Source organism: Halomonas citrativorans (assembly GCF_014898005.1).
Lineage (GTDB): Bacteria > Pseudomonadota > Gammaproteobacteria > Pseudomonadales > Halomonadaceae > Vreelandella > Vreelandella citrativorans.
The window spans coordinates 610,173-626,187 of the sequence record NZ_JABUYX010000001.1 but is presented as its reverse complement, the minus strand read 5'-3'; the positions used below and the strand labels follow the sequence as shown (position 1 = coordinate 626,187).

13 protein-coding genes are annotated in these 16,015 nt (G+C 52.0%); 3 read left to right on the top strand and 10 right to left on the bottom strand.

The window, feature by feature from the left end; genetic code table 11:
* Window positions 1–35: 35 nt before the first annotated feature.
* Both ectA and gorA read right to left on the bottom strand, forming a co-directional pair.
* Complete coding sequence (ectA, locus tag INT20_RS02790) at window positions 36–614, bottom strand: diaminobutyrate acetyltransferase (RefSeq protein ID WP_172116622.1); 579 nt, start codon at window positions 612–614, stop codon at window positions 36–38.
* A gap of 248 nt (window positions 615–862) precedes the next feature.
* On the bottom strand, window positions 863–2,245 hold the full coding sequence (gorA, locus tag INT20_RS02785) for a glutathione-disulfide reductase (protein WP_193056400.1): 1,383 nt from the start codon (window positions 2,243–2,245) through the stop codon (window positions 863–865).
* Between the two features lie 138 nt (window positions 2,246–2,383).
* Between gorA and can the strand changes: the two genes are divergently transcribed.
* On the top strand, window positions 2,384–3,031 hold the full coding sequence (can, locus tag INT20_RS02780; RefSeq protein ID WP_087105449.1) for a carbonate dehydratase: 648 nt from the start codon (window positions 2,384–2,386) through the stop codon (window positions 3,029–3,031).
* A 58-nt stretch (window positions 3,032–3,089) separates the two neighbouring features.
* On the opposite strand, the gene msrA is transcribed toward can, so the two are convergent.
* Genes msrA through INT20_RS02755 form a run of 5 tightly spaced genes read right to left on the bottom strand, consistent with a single transcriptional unit; the run spans window position 3,090 to window position 12,053 of the window.
* Complete coding sequence (gene msrA / locus INT20_RS02775; RefSeq protein ID WP_172116620.1) at window positions 3,090–3,671, bottom strand: peptide-methionine (S)-S-oxide reductase MsrA; 582 nt, start codon at window positions 3,669–3,671, stop codon at window positions 3,090–3,092.
* Window position 3,672: 1 nt separating this feature from the next.
* Complete coding sequence (gene tamB, locus INT20_RS02770; protein ID WP_226912000.1) at window positions 3,673–8,007, bottom strand: autotransporter assembly complex protein TamB; 4,335 nt, start codon at window positions 8,005–8,007, stop codon at window positions 3,673–3,675.
* 9 nt (window positions 8,008–8,016) lie between these two features.
* A complete protein-coding gene (gene tamA / locus INT20_RS02765; RefSeq protein ID WP_193056399.1) occupies window positions 8,017–9,870 on the bottom strand; it encodes an autotransporter assembly complex protein TamA in 1,854 nt (617 codons plus the stop codon).
* A 53-nt stretch (window positions 9,871–9,923) separates the two neighbouring features.
* Entirely contained in the window at window positions 9,924–10,751 is an 828-nt protein-coding gene (locus tag INT20_RS02760) for a coiled-coil domain-containing protein (RefSeq protein WP_193056398.1), read from the bottom strand.
* Window positions 10,752–10,760: 9 nt separating this feature from the next.
* Window positions 10,761–12,053, bottom strand: a complete 1,293-nt coding sequence (locus tag INT20_RS02755) for a nucleotide sugar dehydrogenase (RefSeq protein WP_193056397.1) — start codon at window positions 12,051–12,053, stop codon at window positions 10,761–10,763.
* A 204-nt stretch (window positions 12,054–12,257) separates the two neighbouring features.
* On the opposite strand from INT20_RS02755, the gene ubiG reads away from it, so the two are divergent.
* Both ubiG and INT20_RS02745 read left to right on the top strand, forming a co-directional pair.
* Complete coding sequence (gene ubiG, locus INT20_RS02750; RefSeq protein WP_172116616.1) at window positions 12,258–13,001, top strand: bifunctional 2-polyprenyl-6-hydroxyphenol methylase/3-demethylubiquinol 3-O-methyltransferase UbiG; 744 nt, start codon at window positions 12,258–12,260, stop codon at window positions 12,999–13,001.
* The gene (locus INT20_RS02745) at window positions 13,002–13,676 is read left to right on the top strand and encodes an HAD-IA family hydrolase (RefSeq protein ID WP_193056396.1); all 675 of its coding nucleotides are present in this window, start codon (window positions 13,002–13,004) and stop codon (window positions 13,674–13,676) included.
* Window positions 13,677–13,794: 118 nt separating this feature from the next.
* Here the strand turns inward: INT20_RS02745 and INT20_RS02740 are convergent, their stop codons facing one another.
* From INT20_RS02740 to pal, 3 genes are read right to left on the bottom strand one after another with little or no spacing between them, the layout of a single operon-like run.
* Window positions 13,795–14,556, bottom strand: coding sequence for a YciK family oxidoreductase (locus tag INT20_RS02740; protein ID WP_193056395.1), 762 nt, complete (start codon window positions 14,554–14,556; stop codon window positions 13,795–13,797).
* A gap of 33 nt (window positions 14,557–14,589) precedes the next feature.
* Window positions 14,590–15,384, bottom strand: coding sequence for a tol-pal system protein YbgF (ybgF, locus tag INT20_RS02735; protein WP_172116613.1), 795 nt, complete (start codon window positions 15,382–15,384; stop codon window positions 14,590–14,592).
* A gap of 47 nt (window positions 15,385–15,431) precedes the next feature.
* Complete coding sequence (pal, locus tag INT20_RS02730) at window positions 15,432–15,977, bottom strand: peptidoglycan-associated lipoprotein Pal (protein WP_172116612.1); 546 nt, start codon at window positions 15,975–15,977, stop codon at window positions 15,432–15,434.
* Window positions 15,978–16,015 lie beyond the last annotated feature (38 nt).

The following is a 16,015-nucleotide window of genomic DNA, read 5'->3' as shown; positions in this document are numbered from 1 at the left end:
AGAACATCGTGGCAATACGGATAGAAAAAGAAAAATCAGATGTGATCAGTTTGGAATGGGCCGATGCGAACCAGGTTCTCTGGGTCATGCTCCCCACCAAGCTGTTCGGTAGAGAAATATTCACGGCTATTTAACGGCGCATGCCAGCGAGTGGCTAAACGTCGAAACAGTCCCCAGGAAGCCAGGTTGTCAGGTGTAATAGTGGTTTCCAGGTGGTGAACATCGGCGAGTTCAGGGCGAGAAAGGATGGCTTCAACAAGGCGGCGGGCAAGCCCTGTACCGCGTGCTTTTTCACCTACGGCTACTTGCCATAAGAAATAGGTATCGGGGGCGTTGTCTTTTACATAGCCAGACACAAATCCGACTATTTCGCCCTCTTCGTTGGTGGCAACAGCGCAGGTATCACGAAATTGGGTGGCTAACAGCAAGTAAGCGTAAGCAGAGTTAACGTCCAGTGGAGGACACGCTTTTACCAGCTCGTATATTCCCCAACCGTCCTCTGCATTTGGCTTTCGGATATAGAGAGGCGCTTCTGAAAACCCAACGACCGCGTCGGCAACGGTGGGTCGTGCGAGCTCAGATGAAGGGGTAAAAGGTTGCATTGGCGTATTCATGGTTATGCTTCGCTGTAGCGAATTTGAGCATCATTATAACAGCTGATTATTAGCAATTCAAAAGCCATATTATCCACCACCCTGTTTTCCATAATTTACGGTTATATTAGGCTTGGTATTTTTAATACTGACATCGCCACTGGCGAAATGAAAATATGAGTTTAGTCCAACTTTTAAAAAACGGTGATATTAAAAAAGCGAGCCACTGGCTCGCTTGATGTACTGCACATTAGGAAGCTGCTGGCAGTTTATTGCCGAGTAACAGTCCGCATGGTGACAAACTCTTCAGCACCGGTTGGATGAATACCAACGGTGAGATCAAAATCCTGTTTGGTAAGACCAGCTCTAACGGCGATGGCAATGCCTTGAATAATTTCTCCGGCCTCTTCGCCTACCATGTGCGCTCCGACTACAATATCCGTTGCGTCATCAACAATAAGCTTCATCAACGTGCGCTCCTGGCTTCCCGACAAGGTGTGCTTCATCGCCCGGAACTCCGTGGAGTAAACCCGAATGTTGGTAAACTTTTGGCGGGCGCCCTCCTCGCTTAAGCCAACCGTGCCAATATTGGGCTGACAAAAAACGGCGGTAGGCACCGTGGTGTAATCAAGCCGTGTCGGCGTGGTGTCTTTGAAATGATAATCCACCAACTGCATGGCTTCAGCCAGCGCCACTGGGGTGAGCTCTGGACCAACCGTTAGATCTCCAAGCGCTAACACAGACGGGACCAGCGTTTCATAATGTGCGTCAACCGGAATTTTGCCGTTGCCATCCAACTGAATACCCAGCTCTTCAAGGCCCAGGCCCTGAATATTGGCTTTACGCCCTGTTGCTGCCAGTACAACGTCTACCTCTAACGTCTCGCCGGTCGTTAGATGAACGTTGTAACCGGATTCAATGGCTTCAATACGCTCTATATTGGCGTTGAAATGCAGATTGACACCTTTTTTATCCATTTCCTTACGAGTGAATTCACGCACTTCATGATCAAAGGGTTTCAAAAATAGATCGCCACGATAAATCAAATGCGTTTCGCTGCCCAGGCCATTAAAAATACTCGCAAACTCAACGGCGATGTACCCGCCGCCCAGGACCATAAAACGCTTGGGAAATTCGTCCAGGTCAAACACCTGGTTAGAGTCCAGCGCATGCTCATTACCCGGGAAATCAGGCACCCATGGCCAGCCACCTGTGGCCAATAGTATTTTTTTTGCGCTCACGTGAGTAACGCCGTTTTCATCTTCTAACGCCACCGTATGCGCATCGACCAGTCGACCGCGAGCGCTAAGCAGGGTGACGTCAGCCCCCTCCAGCATGCGTTGGTAAATATTGTTTAAACGCTTAATTTCACTTGTTTTATTGTCTCGCAATGTGGCCCAGTCAAAGGTGGCCGGCTCGGATAGCTGCCAGCCAAAACCTGCAGCGTCATCAAAACTGTCATGAAAATGTGCGGCATAGGCATAAAGTTTCTTGGGTACGCAGCCTACGTTGACACAAGTCCCCCCGAGATAGCGGTCTTCCACAATAGCGACGTTGGCACCCGTTGCTGCAGCCATGCGTGCAGCGCGAACGCCCCCTGAACCTGCGCCAATCACTAATAAGTCATATTGATACTCAGAATCGGCTACCATTATTTGCTCCTAAAAATTGGCATGCGCGTTAAGAAACCGACGGCACATGCTTATTGACCTTAGTCGCGATGAAGGTTAAAACCTTCATCGCTTGCTTGATTTCGCCTTAACCTGACGATGTAACGATACGGAGACTCAATGTCTGACCCTATTGCGACGCTCCTCGAAAATAATCGTGCCTGGGCTGAACGCATGTGCGAAGAGGATCCCGAGTATTTTAAGCGCCTGTCTAATCAGCAAAATCCTGATTATTTATGGATAGGCTGTTCTGATAGCCGGGTTCCCGCTAATCAGATTATTTCATTGCCACCAGGCGAAGTGTTTGTTCACCGCAATGTCGCCAACCTTTTACATCACACCGACATGAATGCGCTCTCTGTTGTGCAGTATGCGGTCGATGTCCTTAACGTGAGCCACATCATGATTGTGGGGCACTACGGCTGTGGCGGTATTAGAGCGGCAGTGACGGGGGGTGAGTGCGGTGTCGTTGATTACTGGCTGCACTCCGTCCGTGAGCAATATAACCACCACCGCCACTCGCTTGATCACCTTCCGTTGGATGAGCAAATTGACCGTATGTGTGAGCTTAATGTTAAAGCACAGGTTAAAAGCTTATGTCGCACTAAAATTTTGCAGCGCGCCTGGCAAAGCGGCCAGAATATTTCAGTACATGGCTGGGTCTACGGCTTAAGCGATGGTCGTGTTAAAGACCTTAAATGCACCGTCACTGGGCTGGATCAGGTAGAAACGCTTTACCGCATTGATCGAGTGCAGCCAACCGATTAAGCCCCAGGCGACGATTGCCCGAAGCAATAGTCGCCTTTGCCTGCTAATACCGCGTTACCTACCCGCCAATGGGGCATGTTACCCCTGTCCCTTTTAAGCCACAGTATCCGTTAGGGTTTTTGTCCAGATATTGCTGATGGTACGCTTCTGCAAAATAGAAAGTATCCAGCGGCTTTATCTCGGTGGTAACAGTACCTTTATCTGCCGCCTCTAACGCCTTTTGGTACGCTTTGGCACTCTGCTCAGCCGCCTGCTGCTGTTCATCGGTGGTTGTATAGATAACAGAACGATACTGCGAGCCTATGTCATTTCCCTGCCGATTGCCTTGGGTCGGGTCGTGTTGCTCCCAAAATATCTGGAGCAAGGCGTCAATATCGGTTTTGTTGGGGTCATACACCACGCGAACCACTTCAGCGTGCCCGGTCCGCCCCGAGCAGACTGCATCATAATCGGGATCAGGCGTTTGGCCACCCGCATAGCCTGCGGCAGTCACGTATACGCCTGGTTGCTGCCAAAAGAGCCGCTCGACACCCCAAAAGCACCCCATTCCCAGAACGATTTCCTGATAACCCTCAGGATACTGCGCTTGCAGGGAGTGTCCGCTAATAGTATGAACATAGTTCTCGGTTAATCGTGTCATATCACTCTCTATTCGTTTCGTGCTGAATCACCGGGTTGCCTCGGCGAGTAAAAGTATAAATCAAATCAATCGCCTGATTAGTACCCGATACAGCTTGCACGTATAAGTTACGCCATAGCGTATAGCGAACGGTTAGCTCTGCAATGGGCGAGAAAATTCCCACACCATAGCTAATTCTAATATCTTCGGTCAGCTGACCGCTAAGGGCAACCTGACTTTCATCCCCGGCGCCGGTTGTATCCAGCGCCAGGTCATCAATGCCAAATGATTGCCCAATAGAGCCGACAGCACCACCTACACGGCCTAGCGACATTCCGATCAACGCGGTTGTCAGTGCGCTGTCCATCCCACCACTTGAATCCTGGCTACGCCCGCGCAGTAAGTAGGAAAGCGCTTGCGTTTCCCCCATGGAAGGCTCAGAGAAAATCCTGACGTTAGGCTCTGCGGCACTTCCGGTAACGCGGACCCCAGCAATAACGTTATCTTCTGTTCTATCAGGATTACGTATTGCTTCAAAGTCCAGTGAGGGAAGCGATGGTGGACCACTAAACAGGAGTTGGCCACGGCGAATCAGCAAGTCCTGCCCAAAGGCCTGGAAACGCCCGTCAACCAAGTTTACATCCCCAAAAAGCTGAAGTCCACCGCTATCCTGGCGAACTTGAAGTGTCCCGCCCAAATCGGATTCCAGACCATAAGCGGAAATATGCATATCGCGACCTAGCGTCAGGTCAATCAATACATCAAGCATCATGCCCGTTTGGCCTAGCTCCTCCGAATTGCTAATCCCCCCATTTGCCGCGGCCCTGAGCGCGGCCTCTTCTGCCATGCGGTCGTCACGCTCAGTAATGATGACCTCATCAGGGCTTGGCTCAATAGCGGACGAGGATCTGGCACCAATAACAAGCCGGGACCACGGTAAATCAACATTACCGCGCACCTGTAAATGCTCGGGTGTAACACGTACCCGAATATCCGGGGCGACTTCTATACGACCAAATTGGGGCAGCACCAGAAGGACGGGCTCCTGAACTGCTTCAAGATCGACACCGATACGCCAATCATCTAGCGCTGGCCAATAGCTGTCGCCGGTAATGTTAAGCCGACCTTTTTCGGCTTCCACAAACCCATTGATATTCCCCTGCTCTCCATCAAATAAAAGCGTAAGTTCGCCATCACGGACGTCAACAGGGATACCTGGCCCATGAACATGCAGGTTGCGCAACGCTAACGCACCCTGTAAATCTGGCTGGCTTGTGGTTCCGCCAATGAGCACCCGCCCATCAAACTCGCCTTCAAGACGGTCTAAGCCGATGGCCATGGGTAGATAAGGTTCAAGCAACAGTTTATTCGCGCGTAGATCGCCATCTAGCGTGCCCCGCCCCATCGGATCATCGAGGGTAAGATCCAGGGTTAGCTCTCCCGCCTCAGAAAACGAGAGTACGATGTTGGCGTCCGCTTGTGCTTGATTCGCTTGCACCTGAACATTGAGGTCAATAGCAGGAAGCTGAACCGGCTGTCCATAATCGTTAACAGCGGTAATGGCGAGATTGCTTAGTAGCTCTACATCAGCCTGCCAGCGCGCTCCGCCTTGACGCCAGTCAACAACCATATCGGCCGTTGTATCACCCTCAAACGTCCACTCTTCGGGCAGGAAAGGCTCGAGCATTTCCATAGGTACTTCGCGTACGCTTACCACCGCACGGCCCTGGTTAGCCGAGGCGTTAATTGGCTCTTCAGAGCACACCAGCCCGCCTTCCTCACGGCGCAAACAAAACGCGGAGAGACGCGCTTGACCATTGGCGAGGTTGTAGCTTAGGTCCAAGGGTTCCTCCAGGCGAATAGTGCCCGCCTCGGAATCAATTTCCAGGGGTGTCAAACGGCCCTGGTAGACGTGGCGCTGTTGATCAAAGCGGCCATTCAACGCCACTACCGCACGGCTTAATGGACTCTCTGGTTGACCTTGCACAGTCGCTTCAAGCTGGTGCTGAGAAAGTCGACCGGTTAGGTTCAGGTCAACGGCCTCAAGATCCTGCCCGCCTGCAAAAATTTCTTTCAAGCCTAGCTGAACATCAAGTCTTGGATCCTCAAGCCCCCGCACATTAGCGTTAAGTGAGAGTTGCTGCACAAGGCTGTCGGTGAAGCGCAGATCACTGCCTGACAAGTCGGCAACAAGAGTAGGTTGCTCAAAACTACCTCCGGCCTGCAGGTTACCCGTCAATGTACCGCCCAACTCAGGCGAGAGCGTATTGAGTTCACGCAGGTCAATATCAGCCTTCAAGGACATTGCCCGCTCGCTTAGCTGGCCTGACGCATGAAGCCGGTTGTTGCCCTGAGCGAACTGAAGTTGATGAATATCGATTTCCAGATGGCTGTTAGCATCCAGCGCCGCCTGCAAGGTCAAGGGATAATCGCGAAGCTTGCCTTCAATATCGATGTTTGCCACGTTAACCGACCATACATCGTCTAGCTGGCGCACGTTGAGATCAATATCGCCGGTTAAGCTACCTTCCATTTGGTCAACAAAATTGCCGGGATTAAATTGATCCAACCAGACCTGTGCATCGACCGTTAGCGGCGCTAACCAGTGGATATGCCCTTCGCTGCGCAGCCTGCTTTCTTCTACCTGAAGAACCAGCGGCTCCCAACGGAAATGATTAGCATCGCCATCGCCTGTCAGTGTAACGCTGGCGCGAGGCAACTCAGGGCCATGCGCCTCAAGACTAACCTCCGCATGGTAAGCCTCCATGCTGCCTTCCACCGTCAGGTCGACCGCCTCAGCCACATACGGTTGAGTAGCGTGCACGCCGTCGGCCGCAGGTTCGTCTACCAAGGGCCATTGCAGTCGTTCACTTTGCACACGCGCCTGGAAGGATAAATCGGGTGTTGACCAATCGACATGCCCCTCGCTGCGCAGCGTGTTTTCCCCCAGTTGCAGAACTAAAGGCTGCCACTGGTAATGGCCAACGTCTCCATCACCAGTAAGCGTTACCTGAGTCGGTGGTAACTGAGGGCCCTGTGCGCGTAGGCTAACCTCGGTGCGGTAAGCCTCAAGACTGCCCTCTACCGTAAGGTCAACGGCTTCAATCACATAAGGCTCAAGAGCACTCTCGCCCTCTGGCGGCGTTTCCTCTACCAAAGGCCATTGCAACCGGTCGCTTTGTAGCCGCGCATGGAAAGGTACGTCGGGTGCTAATGCATCTACGCTTACTGCAAGGGATGCGGTTACCACCTCTGAGGCACTAAGCTCAGCCTGTAGATTGTTTAGCGGACCGGACAGCGTAAGAGCCAGTTTTTCCCCCCTTAATTCTGGATAAAGTTCGGGTAAAAACAGCTCGGCATTTAACTGCGCTTCCAGCGGATAACTACCGGTTAAGCCCACATTGCCTACAAGAGTGGCTTCAACATCCTTGGTCACCACATCAAAAGATGTGATATCTACCTTACTTTCCTTCGTGCTACCCGCTAACTGTAAGCGCTCGACAGTGTATTCAAAGGCACCTGTCAGTTGAACATCGGTTACTGTCAGGTCGCTTACGCTTATATCGACAGGTAAAGCGATCTCGGGCAGCTCAATACGCTCTCCGTCAGCCAAGCGTTGCTCGAGCGACGGGGCAGGTAAGGCATCCTCTTGAGGCTGAGGCGTGGCCACGGCAATGGCGCCGTCAATGCCCTCAGCCGCTAGCGAGGTTTGAGCACCCTGCGTAAGCTGAACACCCGCTGAGGGCGGTAAATAAATGGTCAACTGATCAAGATGTGTTGGCGCTAAATCAACGTTGCTCCACGCGGCACTAGCAGATGATTCAAATGATGCCCATTGGATACGCGTACCATCCGCAAGCTGCACATTGCTATTATTGACAACCACCGAGCGCAGCTCGATAGGAAATGGCAGATGTAGCCGGAAAGGCTCGCCCGACGCTTGTGTCTCTTCAGGCGTGTCATCTGCACTCAAGCGCACATTTAATCCATCAGCGTGCAATGTATCCAGGCAGAGTCGTCCAGAGAGGAGGCAACCATCGGCCCAGGCAATCTCAAGGTCAGCAATGCCGATCGTTAGGTTGCCTAGATCAAGATGAAAGCCTTTTAACGTAAATTGTTCCAGTAATGCGCCGTCTTGTTGCTCGTAAGAAAAGTATCCTCGCTTCTCCCCTTGTGAGAATAAAAAATCCGTCCCCCAAGGCGATAATGCCGTACCCAGTAGCAGTGCGACTAACCCAAATAACCAAAGTGGCAGAACAATAGCCAGCCGTATAAGGCTCCAGATCAATAACCACGCCCGGTGTCGGGATGAGTATGGTTGGCGCGTCGTAGAAGTAGAAGATTCAACCTGGGACAAAGCGTACTCCTAGAATTCCGGGCCGATGGAGAAATGCACACGATATGCATCGTCGTTATCGAAGGGGTGCGCTACATCAAAGCGAATTGGCCCTACCGGCGATACCCAGCGGACACCCACCCCGGCGCCGGTTTTTAAATCGTGTGGACCCCAGTTATCGAACGCATCACCGGTATCCACGAACGTCGCCGCCCACCAGTCGCCCCTAACACGACGCTGATATTCAAGCGTCGAGGTAATCATTTGACGCCCGCCCTGCAAGCGTCCCTCGTCGTTTCGTGGCGACAGGCTCTCATAGGAGTATCCGCGCACGCTGCGATCGCCCCCTGCGAAAAAACGCAGCGAGGGTGGAATTTTGGAAAAATCATCTGTTTCGATAGCGCCAATGCTTAGCCGTGCTAAAAAGCGATTATCGTTGTTAATAGTGCGGATAAATTCGGTATCACCGGTTAAACGCAAAAACTGGGCGTCTGATCCCCACACTGTGTCGGAATACTCAATCGAGAGCTGCTGACGGTCGCCCCAAAGAGGGAACCGCTGTGGCCGTGTCCGCGTTCGGGACCACTGGATGCCTGGATAAAAGAGCCAGACTTTGTCTGCCTCTCCCCCTTGAGTAAAGTCTTCATACGTTGTTCGAAAATACACCGACTGGATCCAGTCGTTGTCAAATTGCCAACGACGAGCCAGCTCAACAGAGCCTTGCATCGACCGGGTATCGCTATTATCAATATTGCGAACCCCGTACTGCAATCGATAGCTATCGCGGAGCGGGTCTTCAAGGGGAACGTTGTACACACCGGTAAAACGCTGTTCCGGCGCAGAAAGATAAAGGTCATGATTCAGGCTGTGACCTAAACTATTAATCCATGGCTGGTGCCAGCTAAAGCGTAAACGGGGGCCTACATCTGTCGCATAACCGATACCCACCTCAAACTGGTGACGGTTCGCAGGATCAACGTTCACATCAATGGGCAAACGAATATCGTCATTTTTATTGATAGTCAGTACGCTCGCCAGTGCCGCACTGCTAATCCGCGGGCGCTTCGGCTGGGAAGCTGTGGCTGACTCCCACCAAGGCGAGGCACCGCCCTCAGGAGGCGCAATCACCAGCTCTTGGGCCGTTGTCAAACGAGGGCGAATCGAAACGGATCGAAACCAACCGGTTTCAACCAAGCGCTGCGTATAAGTAGCAAGCGACTCCGCGAGATAGGGATCGTTATTCTCATACGTCTGCATATTATGCAGGCGATCAAGAACAATGTGGCTCCCTGTGATATTGGTTTCACCAAACCGAAAGCGTGGGCCGCTATCAAAATCCATATAGAGGCGCGCACTTCGTAAATAAGGGCGCACTTCCATACGCCGTTTGGTAAAAGCCCAATCAAAGTAGCCACGTTCGATAGCTAACCCCGAAAACTGCGAACGCAATTGATCCCAGGGCGGCTGAACTAACGGGTCGCCTACTTTTAAGGGAAAGCTATCCAGGGCGTCTTTAAACGTAGGATCATCTTTGGCATCGCCATCAACATTAATCGCAAGCTCCTGAATTTCGACTCGAGGACCAGAATCAATATTGAGTACAACGGCAGGGTCAATTTGAATCTCAACGGTGGGCTCATAATAACCATAGACACGCATTGCCACTTTTGTACGGCTACGTATCTCACCCTCTAAACGAGTTTGGGTATATTGTTTTTTATCAATGCCCTCTAAATAGGCGCTGATATTATCTTCAACGTCGCCGTCAACCCCGTTAATAGTAGCCGTTAACGCCAAAACTGATGGAACATAGGCAAAACTCAGAGGGAGCGCAATCAAACAAGCCATCCGAGTAGCTGAAAGCCAACGCCACTGTCTTCCCATACAATAAACTCCCTAACAAACTCTTTTGTTGGCGGTTATAGCCTGTTCCACTACTATCTAAGCATTTCTATTTGGGCGCTAAAAGCGAGTTGGGCCTGGCGAATTTGCCGTATATCACTTTCAAGGGTAGATAAACGCTGAGTCCACTGCTCTTCAAATGCCGCAATTTCATCACTTGGAGAGGATGAGTCTAACTGTAGCGTATTTAGCTGAGTGTCCAATTGATTAAAGCGCTCGCTCAAAGCAGCGATTTGCTCTTCCAACTGCCCTGTTACTGTTTGGTTTAACTGATTGACCTGCTCTTCCAGTGACGTGAGCTGCTGAGTGGTGGTTTGCTCCACATGATTAACCTCTTCAACAAGGTTTTGCCGACCGGATATGCCCGCCTGTTCCAGTGCATCCAGGGAGGTGCTAAACGCTGCCAAGCGGCGATCACGTAAGGCAGCCTGCTCTTGGTACTGGGAAAGGCGCTGATTAAACGACGTTATCATCTCATTGGATGGGCGCTCTTCGTCATCTGTCAGCGCACCATAAAGCTCTTCACGCGTATTGATTAAAGCAACAGACAGCTGCTCCTGCTCTTGGAACAGCGTTGTCATCTGAGCCTGCACAAGCGCAATTGTATCCTGCACATCAGTATCACCTGAGTCCAACCGAGCATGAACGTTAGAGACCTCGCCACTGACACGGTGGAGTTCGGTTAATAAACGCTCGCGCTCAAACCACAGCACGACAGCGGCGCCTGCGAGTAGCACACAGAACAAGAGCATTCCAAGCCATAAGGGCCATACGAGAGGCCCTTTTCGGTGGCGCAAATGCTGGGCCGTTAAGCTTTGGCCTACATCGGGAACAATACGTTGGGAAGGCGTCGGATTAGGCATGGCATTTTCTCAAAAAGACGTAGGGTCGGCACGACGACCAATACCACGGTACTTTAAGCCGCAGTTGGCAACAAATGTAGGGTCGTAAATATTTCGACCATCTAACACCAGCTTAGCGCTGAGTAGCCCTGCAAGTCGATGCCAGTCCGGGTTCCAGTATGACTTCCACTCCGTAACCAGCATTAGCACATCGGCACCTTCACACGCCTGATATGGGTCTTGATCAAATGTTTGAAGGTCATCGCGCTGCCCAACAAGCTGATGTAATGCGCTAGTAGCGGCGGGGTCATGAAGCTTTACCTTTACACCTTGTGCCCACAAAGCGTCTAAAAGCGTCAATACCGGCGCATGGTCGATACGTGCTGTGCCAGGTTTGAACGCGGCCCCCCAAATAGCGATCGTTTTACCCGCTAACTCGCCTTCAAAATGGGCCCAAAGTTTACGGAACAGCGTCTCTTTTTTCTGCTCATTAATATCCATGACCTGTTCAAGCAACGCGGAGTAACGGCCACTTTTTGACTGAACATCTGCCAGGCGCATTAAGTCCCGCGAAAAGTTGGGGCCACCAAAACCACAGCCGGGATACAAATACTCAAAACCGATACGTGTGTCGGCCCCCATACCTTGGCGAACATGCTCAACATCCACGCCTAGTGTATCGGCTAAACCGGCAATTTCATTCATATAGCTAATTCGTGTGGCCAGCATGCCATTGATGGCAAGCTTGGTAAGCTCTGCCGCCCTGCGCGGCATGGGCTGGAAAACTTCTTGTCGGCGATTGAACGCGCGTAAAAGCTCGCGTGCAACGTGCTCTCCGTGGGCATCATCACACCCAAGCAGCCAACGCGTGGGGCGAGTAAACGACGCCCAGGCACGCCCTTCTTCAAGCGTATCAGGCAAGGCCACGCTGCTATGTTGGCCTCTCATTAAATCATCCAAGCGCTCCGTTTCGCCGACCGGAAACGTAGAGTTATTAATTAACACGGCACCTTGCTGCAGACATAGTTCCGACTGTTGAAGCAGTGTGCTGGCGTCGTTACGCTGGCTTGGCGAAAGTGCAAGCCAGACAACATCAGCCGAAGACGCCTGTGATACATCATTAATCAGTACTAACGTGCCATCGGCCAGTCCCTGCTCGATATGCGGCATTAGCTCCGGCTCACTGCGCAGCCAATCCACCTGCGAAAGAACCGTCCAGGGCGCACTCTGATGAGGTAACCACTCTACTTGATGACCTACCCAGGCTAATGCGGACGCTGCTGTCACCGCACTTAGTTCACTGCCGTAAAGAAATACTCGCATTTACCGAACTCCTTGTACGGCGGAAAAGCGAGAAAATATAGCCATAAGATTCATACAATGGTCCTTTTCATGCGTTCTGACCTGGGAGTGGTTAGAATGTCCATAATACTGAATGATTGAGTGGATGCCACTCGCACTTGATGCTAATAACCAGGCTGGATAGGAAAACACTATCCATTGCTGACTGACGATGGGAGTCAACACATGCAAGCGACACCTCAGGATAGCACTGCTGATCGCTACCAAGGCAACGTCGATGCAGCGGAAGTTGCTAAATTTGAAGCACTTGCTAGCCGCTGGTGGGACCCAAAGAGTGAATTCAAGCCGCTACATGAGATAAACCCCCTGCGTCTGAATTTTATTGACGCACGCGCCGGTTTAGCCGGAAAACAGGTGCTGGATGTGGGCTGCGGAGGCGGTATCCTGAGTGAGTCCATGGCACATCGTGGTGCCAAGGTAACGGGCATTGATCTTGGCGAAGCGCCGCTTGGCGTTGCCAGGCTGCATGCAGAAGAGAGCGGCGTGTCCGTTGACTACCAAAATATTAGTGTTGAAGCGTTGGCTGCTCAAACCCCGGGACATTTTGATGTCGTTACCTGCATGGAAATGCTGGAGCACGTACCTGACCCCGCCTCAGTGATTCGGGCCTGCTGTGCGCTGGTACGCCCTGGCGGCTATGTGTTTTTTTCAACGCTCAACCGTACGCCAAAATCCTACGCATTTGCGATATTAGGCGCCGAATATGTCCTTAGGCTACTGCCCCGCGGCACCCACGACTATGCCAAATTTATTCGTCCGTCTGAAATGGCGGCATGGTCCCGCCAAGTGGGCCTGGAAGTACGTGAGCAAACAGGGCTGACCTACAACCCTCTTACTCGTCGCTACCGCTTAGTGGCTGACGATGTCTCTGTAAACTACATGATGTATTGCCGCAAAGTGAGTCAATAGATGCCAACGACGCCACCGCTTGCCATTCTGTTTGATCTTGACGGAACCCTGGTGGATACCGCGCCCGATCTTGCTCAAGCAACAAATGCCCTACGCGCCCACCACGGGCTGGCGCCCCTGGCCTACGAGCAGATACGTCGTCAGGTTTCCAATGGGGGGAGCGCGCTAGTCACCCTGGCGTTGGATCTTGATCACAAAGCCCCAGGCCATGATACCGCCCGCCAGTTTCTGCTCGATGCCTATGAACAAGCCGTAGCGGTGCATAGCCAAGTATTTATCCCGCTTAACCAATGGCTTATTGAATGGCACGGAAGTCAACGGCCCTGGGGGATTGTCACCAATAAGCCGCGCCGCTATACCGAGCCTTTACTCGCCGCATTAGCGCTGGAGCCCGGTGCGTTACTGTGTGCCGATGACCTGAGTGTCAAGAAGCCCGACCCGGAACCTTTGTGGGAAGCGGCCCGTCGTTTAGGCGTCGCGCCGGAACAGTGCTGGTATGTCGGCGACCACGTACGTGATATGCAAGCAGCGAAAGCCGCTGGCATGACAGCCGTTGCGGTAGGGTATGGCTATATCAGTGAAGAGGATGATTATCAGCAGTGGCCCGCCGACCTGTGGTTTGAAGAGTGCTCAATGCTGGTTGATGCATTAAACGCTTTTAATAATGCGGAGTAGTTAGCAGCTATCACTACAGCTGGCGTAATAACCACCGTTAGGGCCTTGCTTTAAGGCTTCTTTTTAAAGGCTCTTTTTTAAAGGCGCTGCATTCAAGCCCTAACGGTAGAATTAAGAATCAAACACGCGGCGGTTGCGCATCAAACTTTTGGCCGCTAACACCGGTACTATCGGGGCCCATTAGCCATAAATAGGTCGGCATAATGTCATTGGGCGTTCGAAGTGTGGCAGGGTCTTCACCAGGGTAGGCGCTTCGGCGCATTTGAGTGCGGGTAGCTCCCGGGTTAAGGGTATTCACCCGGATATTGGCTTGATGCTCAAGCTCGTCGGCCAGCACTTCAACAAACCCTTCGGTGGCAAATTTGGAAACCGAGTAGGCCCCCCAATACGCGCGTCCTTTTCGTCCCACACTGGATGAGGTGAAAATAATTGAGGCGTCGTCTGATTGTTTAAGCAACGGTAATAACGCTTGAGTCATCCATACTGGGCCATTGATATTCACCTGCATGACCTGCTCCCATAGTTCAGCATCGTACTGCTCGAAGGGAGTAATCCGGCCAAGCAATCCAGCATTATGCAAAAGCCCATCCAAACGACCAAACTCTTTATCGAGCGTTTTGGCCATATCATCGAAGTCACTAAGCGTTGCGCCTTCAAAATTAAGCGGAAAAATAGCGGGCTGTGGCCCACCTAACGCCTCAATTTCGTCGTAGATCCGCTCCAGCTTTTCGATAGTACGGCCTAGCAAGATAACGGTCGCACCGTGTTGCGCATACTGCAACGCTGCCGCACGACCAATCCCATCGCCGGCTCCAGTGACCAATACGACACGGTTTTCAAGCAATTGCGGCGATGCTTGATAGTCGATTTTGCAACTCATGATACTTCCTGCAAACAAACATTTAACGTGATATTACCCAGCCGACTGGCGAAGAAAATCATTGGCAAGCCCAGCCGCACTACTTTGCGGATAGTCGTCACGCACTTGCTCTAGCAGCTCACGGCTGCGCTCTGCATCGCCTTGACGTGCTTTAACCAAACCAAGTTTATAAAGGGCATCGGGCACTTTACTGCTGCTATCAAAGTCGGTAATAACCCGGCTAAAGGCCGCATCGGCATTATCAAGCTGGCCTTCAGCGGCATACAATTCACCTAACCAGTAATAGCCATTAGAGGTCAAGCTGGTATCAGGATGAGCAGTGACGAATTCATCAAACGCTTGAATTGCCTCTTCAAATTGGCGTGCCTGAACATGGGCAAAGGCAGCCTGATAGTCCGCCTGGGCATCATCACTCACGTTACGTGCTGAGGGTGCACTGATAACTTCTTGAGCGGCCTCAGGTTCAACCTGTGGCGTAGACTGCTCTATGGGCGTAGATCCACTGCTCATTAGGCGGTCTTCGATGTCCAGATACTGCTGCTGCGATTGGCGACGCAATTGTTCAAGCTGATGGCGCAACTCTTCAATTTGGCCACGCAACTGTTGGATTTCCTGCGTGTGCGCTTCCACCTGGTTGAACAGCACAAGGTTGCCACCGGATGCTTCCTGACGCTGAGTCTGCTGATAAAATCCGCTGGAATTACCGGAAGAAAGATCCTGGACCAGCGGCTGCTGGGCAATAGCTGCAAGGGGCAATACGGACAGCGGGAGCACTAAGGCTCCCGCACCGCACAGCCTCTCAAAACAGCGTTTGAGACTGTGATTCATGACGACTCCGTAGACAAAGTCGGCGTGCCGTTTACACGCCGTCAATATCAGTAATTAAATACAACGCGACGGTTTTGGGCATAAGCATTTTCGTTATGACCATTTACTGCCGGACGCTCTTCGCCATAGCTTACAACAGTCATTTGTGAAGGAGAAACGCCTTGGATATTCATGAAACGCTGAACAGCGCGTGCGCGACGCTCGCCCAGTGCCATGTTGTACTCCCGGGTACCACGCTCATCGGTATGTCCCTGTAACACAACCTGGGCACTCGGATTAGCGCGCAGGTAGCGTACATGAGCCATTACCGCAGATTCATACTCGCTCTTGATAGCATCGCGGTCATAATCGAAGTAAATCGTGCGTACCTCAGGAATGCGAGAGTCAGCTTGTTGACCAGCGCCTGTACCTGAGCCGGTAGTAGAGCCATATTGACCACCGGTACCCGCACCAGAAGTGCCAGCGCCCGTGCTGCTGCCATTCTGGCTTCCGTAAGAATCCCCATCCTGGGTTCCGCCGGTGCTGGAGCAACCAGCAATCGCTACGATAGATAACGCTACGGCCAATGAGCGAGCCAACGGCTTAAGTTGCATAATCAGACTCCTTGCCTGAAAAAATAACACGATAGATC

Bases quoted from the DNA above. Each gene is read 5' to 3' on its own strand.
- ectA (WP_172116622.1), bottom strand. From the start codon at position 614: ATGAATACGCCAATGCAACCTTTTACCCCTTCATCTGAGCTCGCACGA.
- gorA (WP_193056400.1), bottom strand. From the start codon at position 2,245: ATGGTAGCCGATTCTGAGTATCAATATGACTTATTAGTGATTGGCGCA.
- can (WP_087105449.1), top strand. From the start codon at position 2,384: ATGTCTGACCCTATTGCGACGCTCCTCGAAAATAATCGTGCCTGGGCT.
- msrA (WP_172116620.1), bottom strand. From the start codon at position 3,671: ATGACACGATTAACCGAGAACTATGTTCATACTATTAGCGGACACTCC.
- tamA (WP_193056399.1), bottom strand. From the start codon at position 9,870: ATGGGAAGACAGTGGCGTTGGCTTTCAGCTACTCGGATGGCTTGTTTG.
- INT20_RS02760 (WP_193056398.1), bottom strand. From the start codon at position 10,751: ATGCCTAATCCGACGCCTTCCCAACGTATTGTTCCCGATGTAGGCCAA.
- INT20_RS02755 (WP_193056397.1), bottom strand. From the start codon at position 12,053: ATGCGAGTATTTCTTTACGGCAGTGAACTAAGTGCGGTGACAGCAGCG.
- ubiG (WP_172116616.1), top strand. From the start codon at position 12,258: ATGCAAGCGACACCTCAGGATAGCACTGCTGATCGCTACCAAGGCAAC.
- INT20_RS02745 (WP_193056396.1), top strand. From the start codon at position 13,002: ATGCCAACGACGCCACCGCTTGCCATTCTGTTTGATCTTGACGGAACC.
- INT20_RS02740 (WP_193056395.1), bottom strand. From the start codon at position 14,556: ATGAGTTGCAAAATCGACTATCAAGCATCGCCGCAATTGCTTGAAAAC.
- ybgF (WP_172116613.1), bottom strand. From the start codon at position 15,384: ATGAATCACAGTCTCAAACGCTGTTTTGAGAGGCTGTGCGGTGCGGGA.
- pal (WP_172116612.1), bottom strand. From the start codon at position 15,977: ATGCAACTTAAGCCGTTGGCTCGCTCATTGGCCGTAGCGTTATCTATC.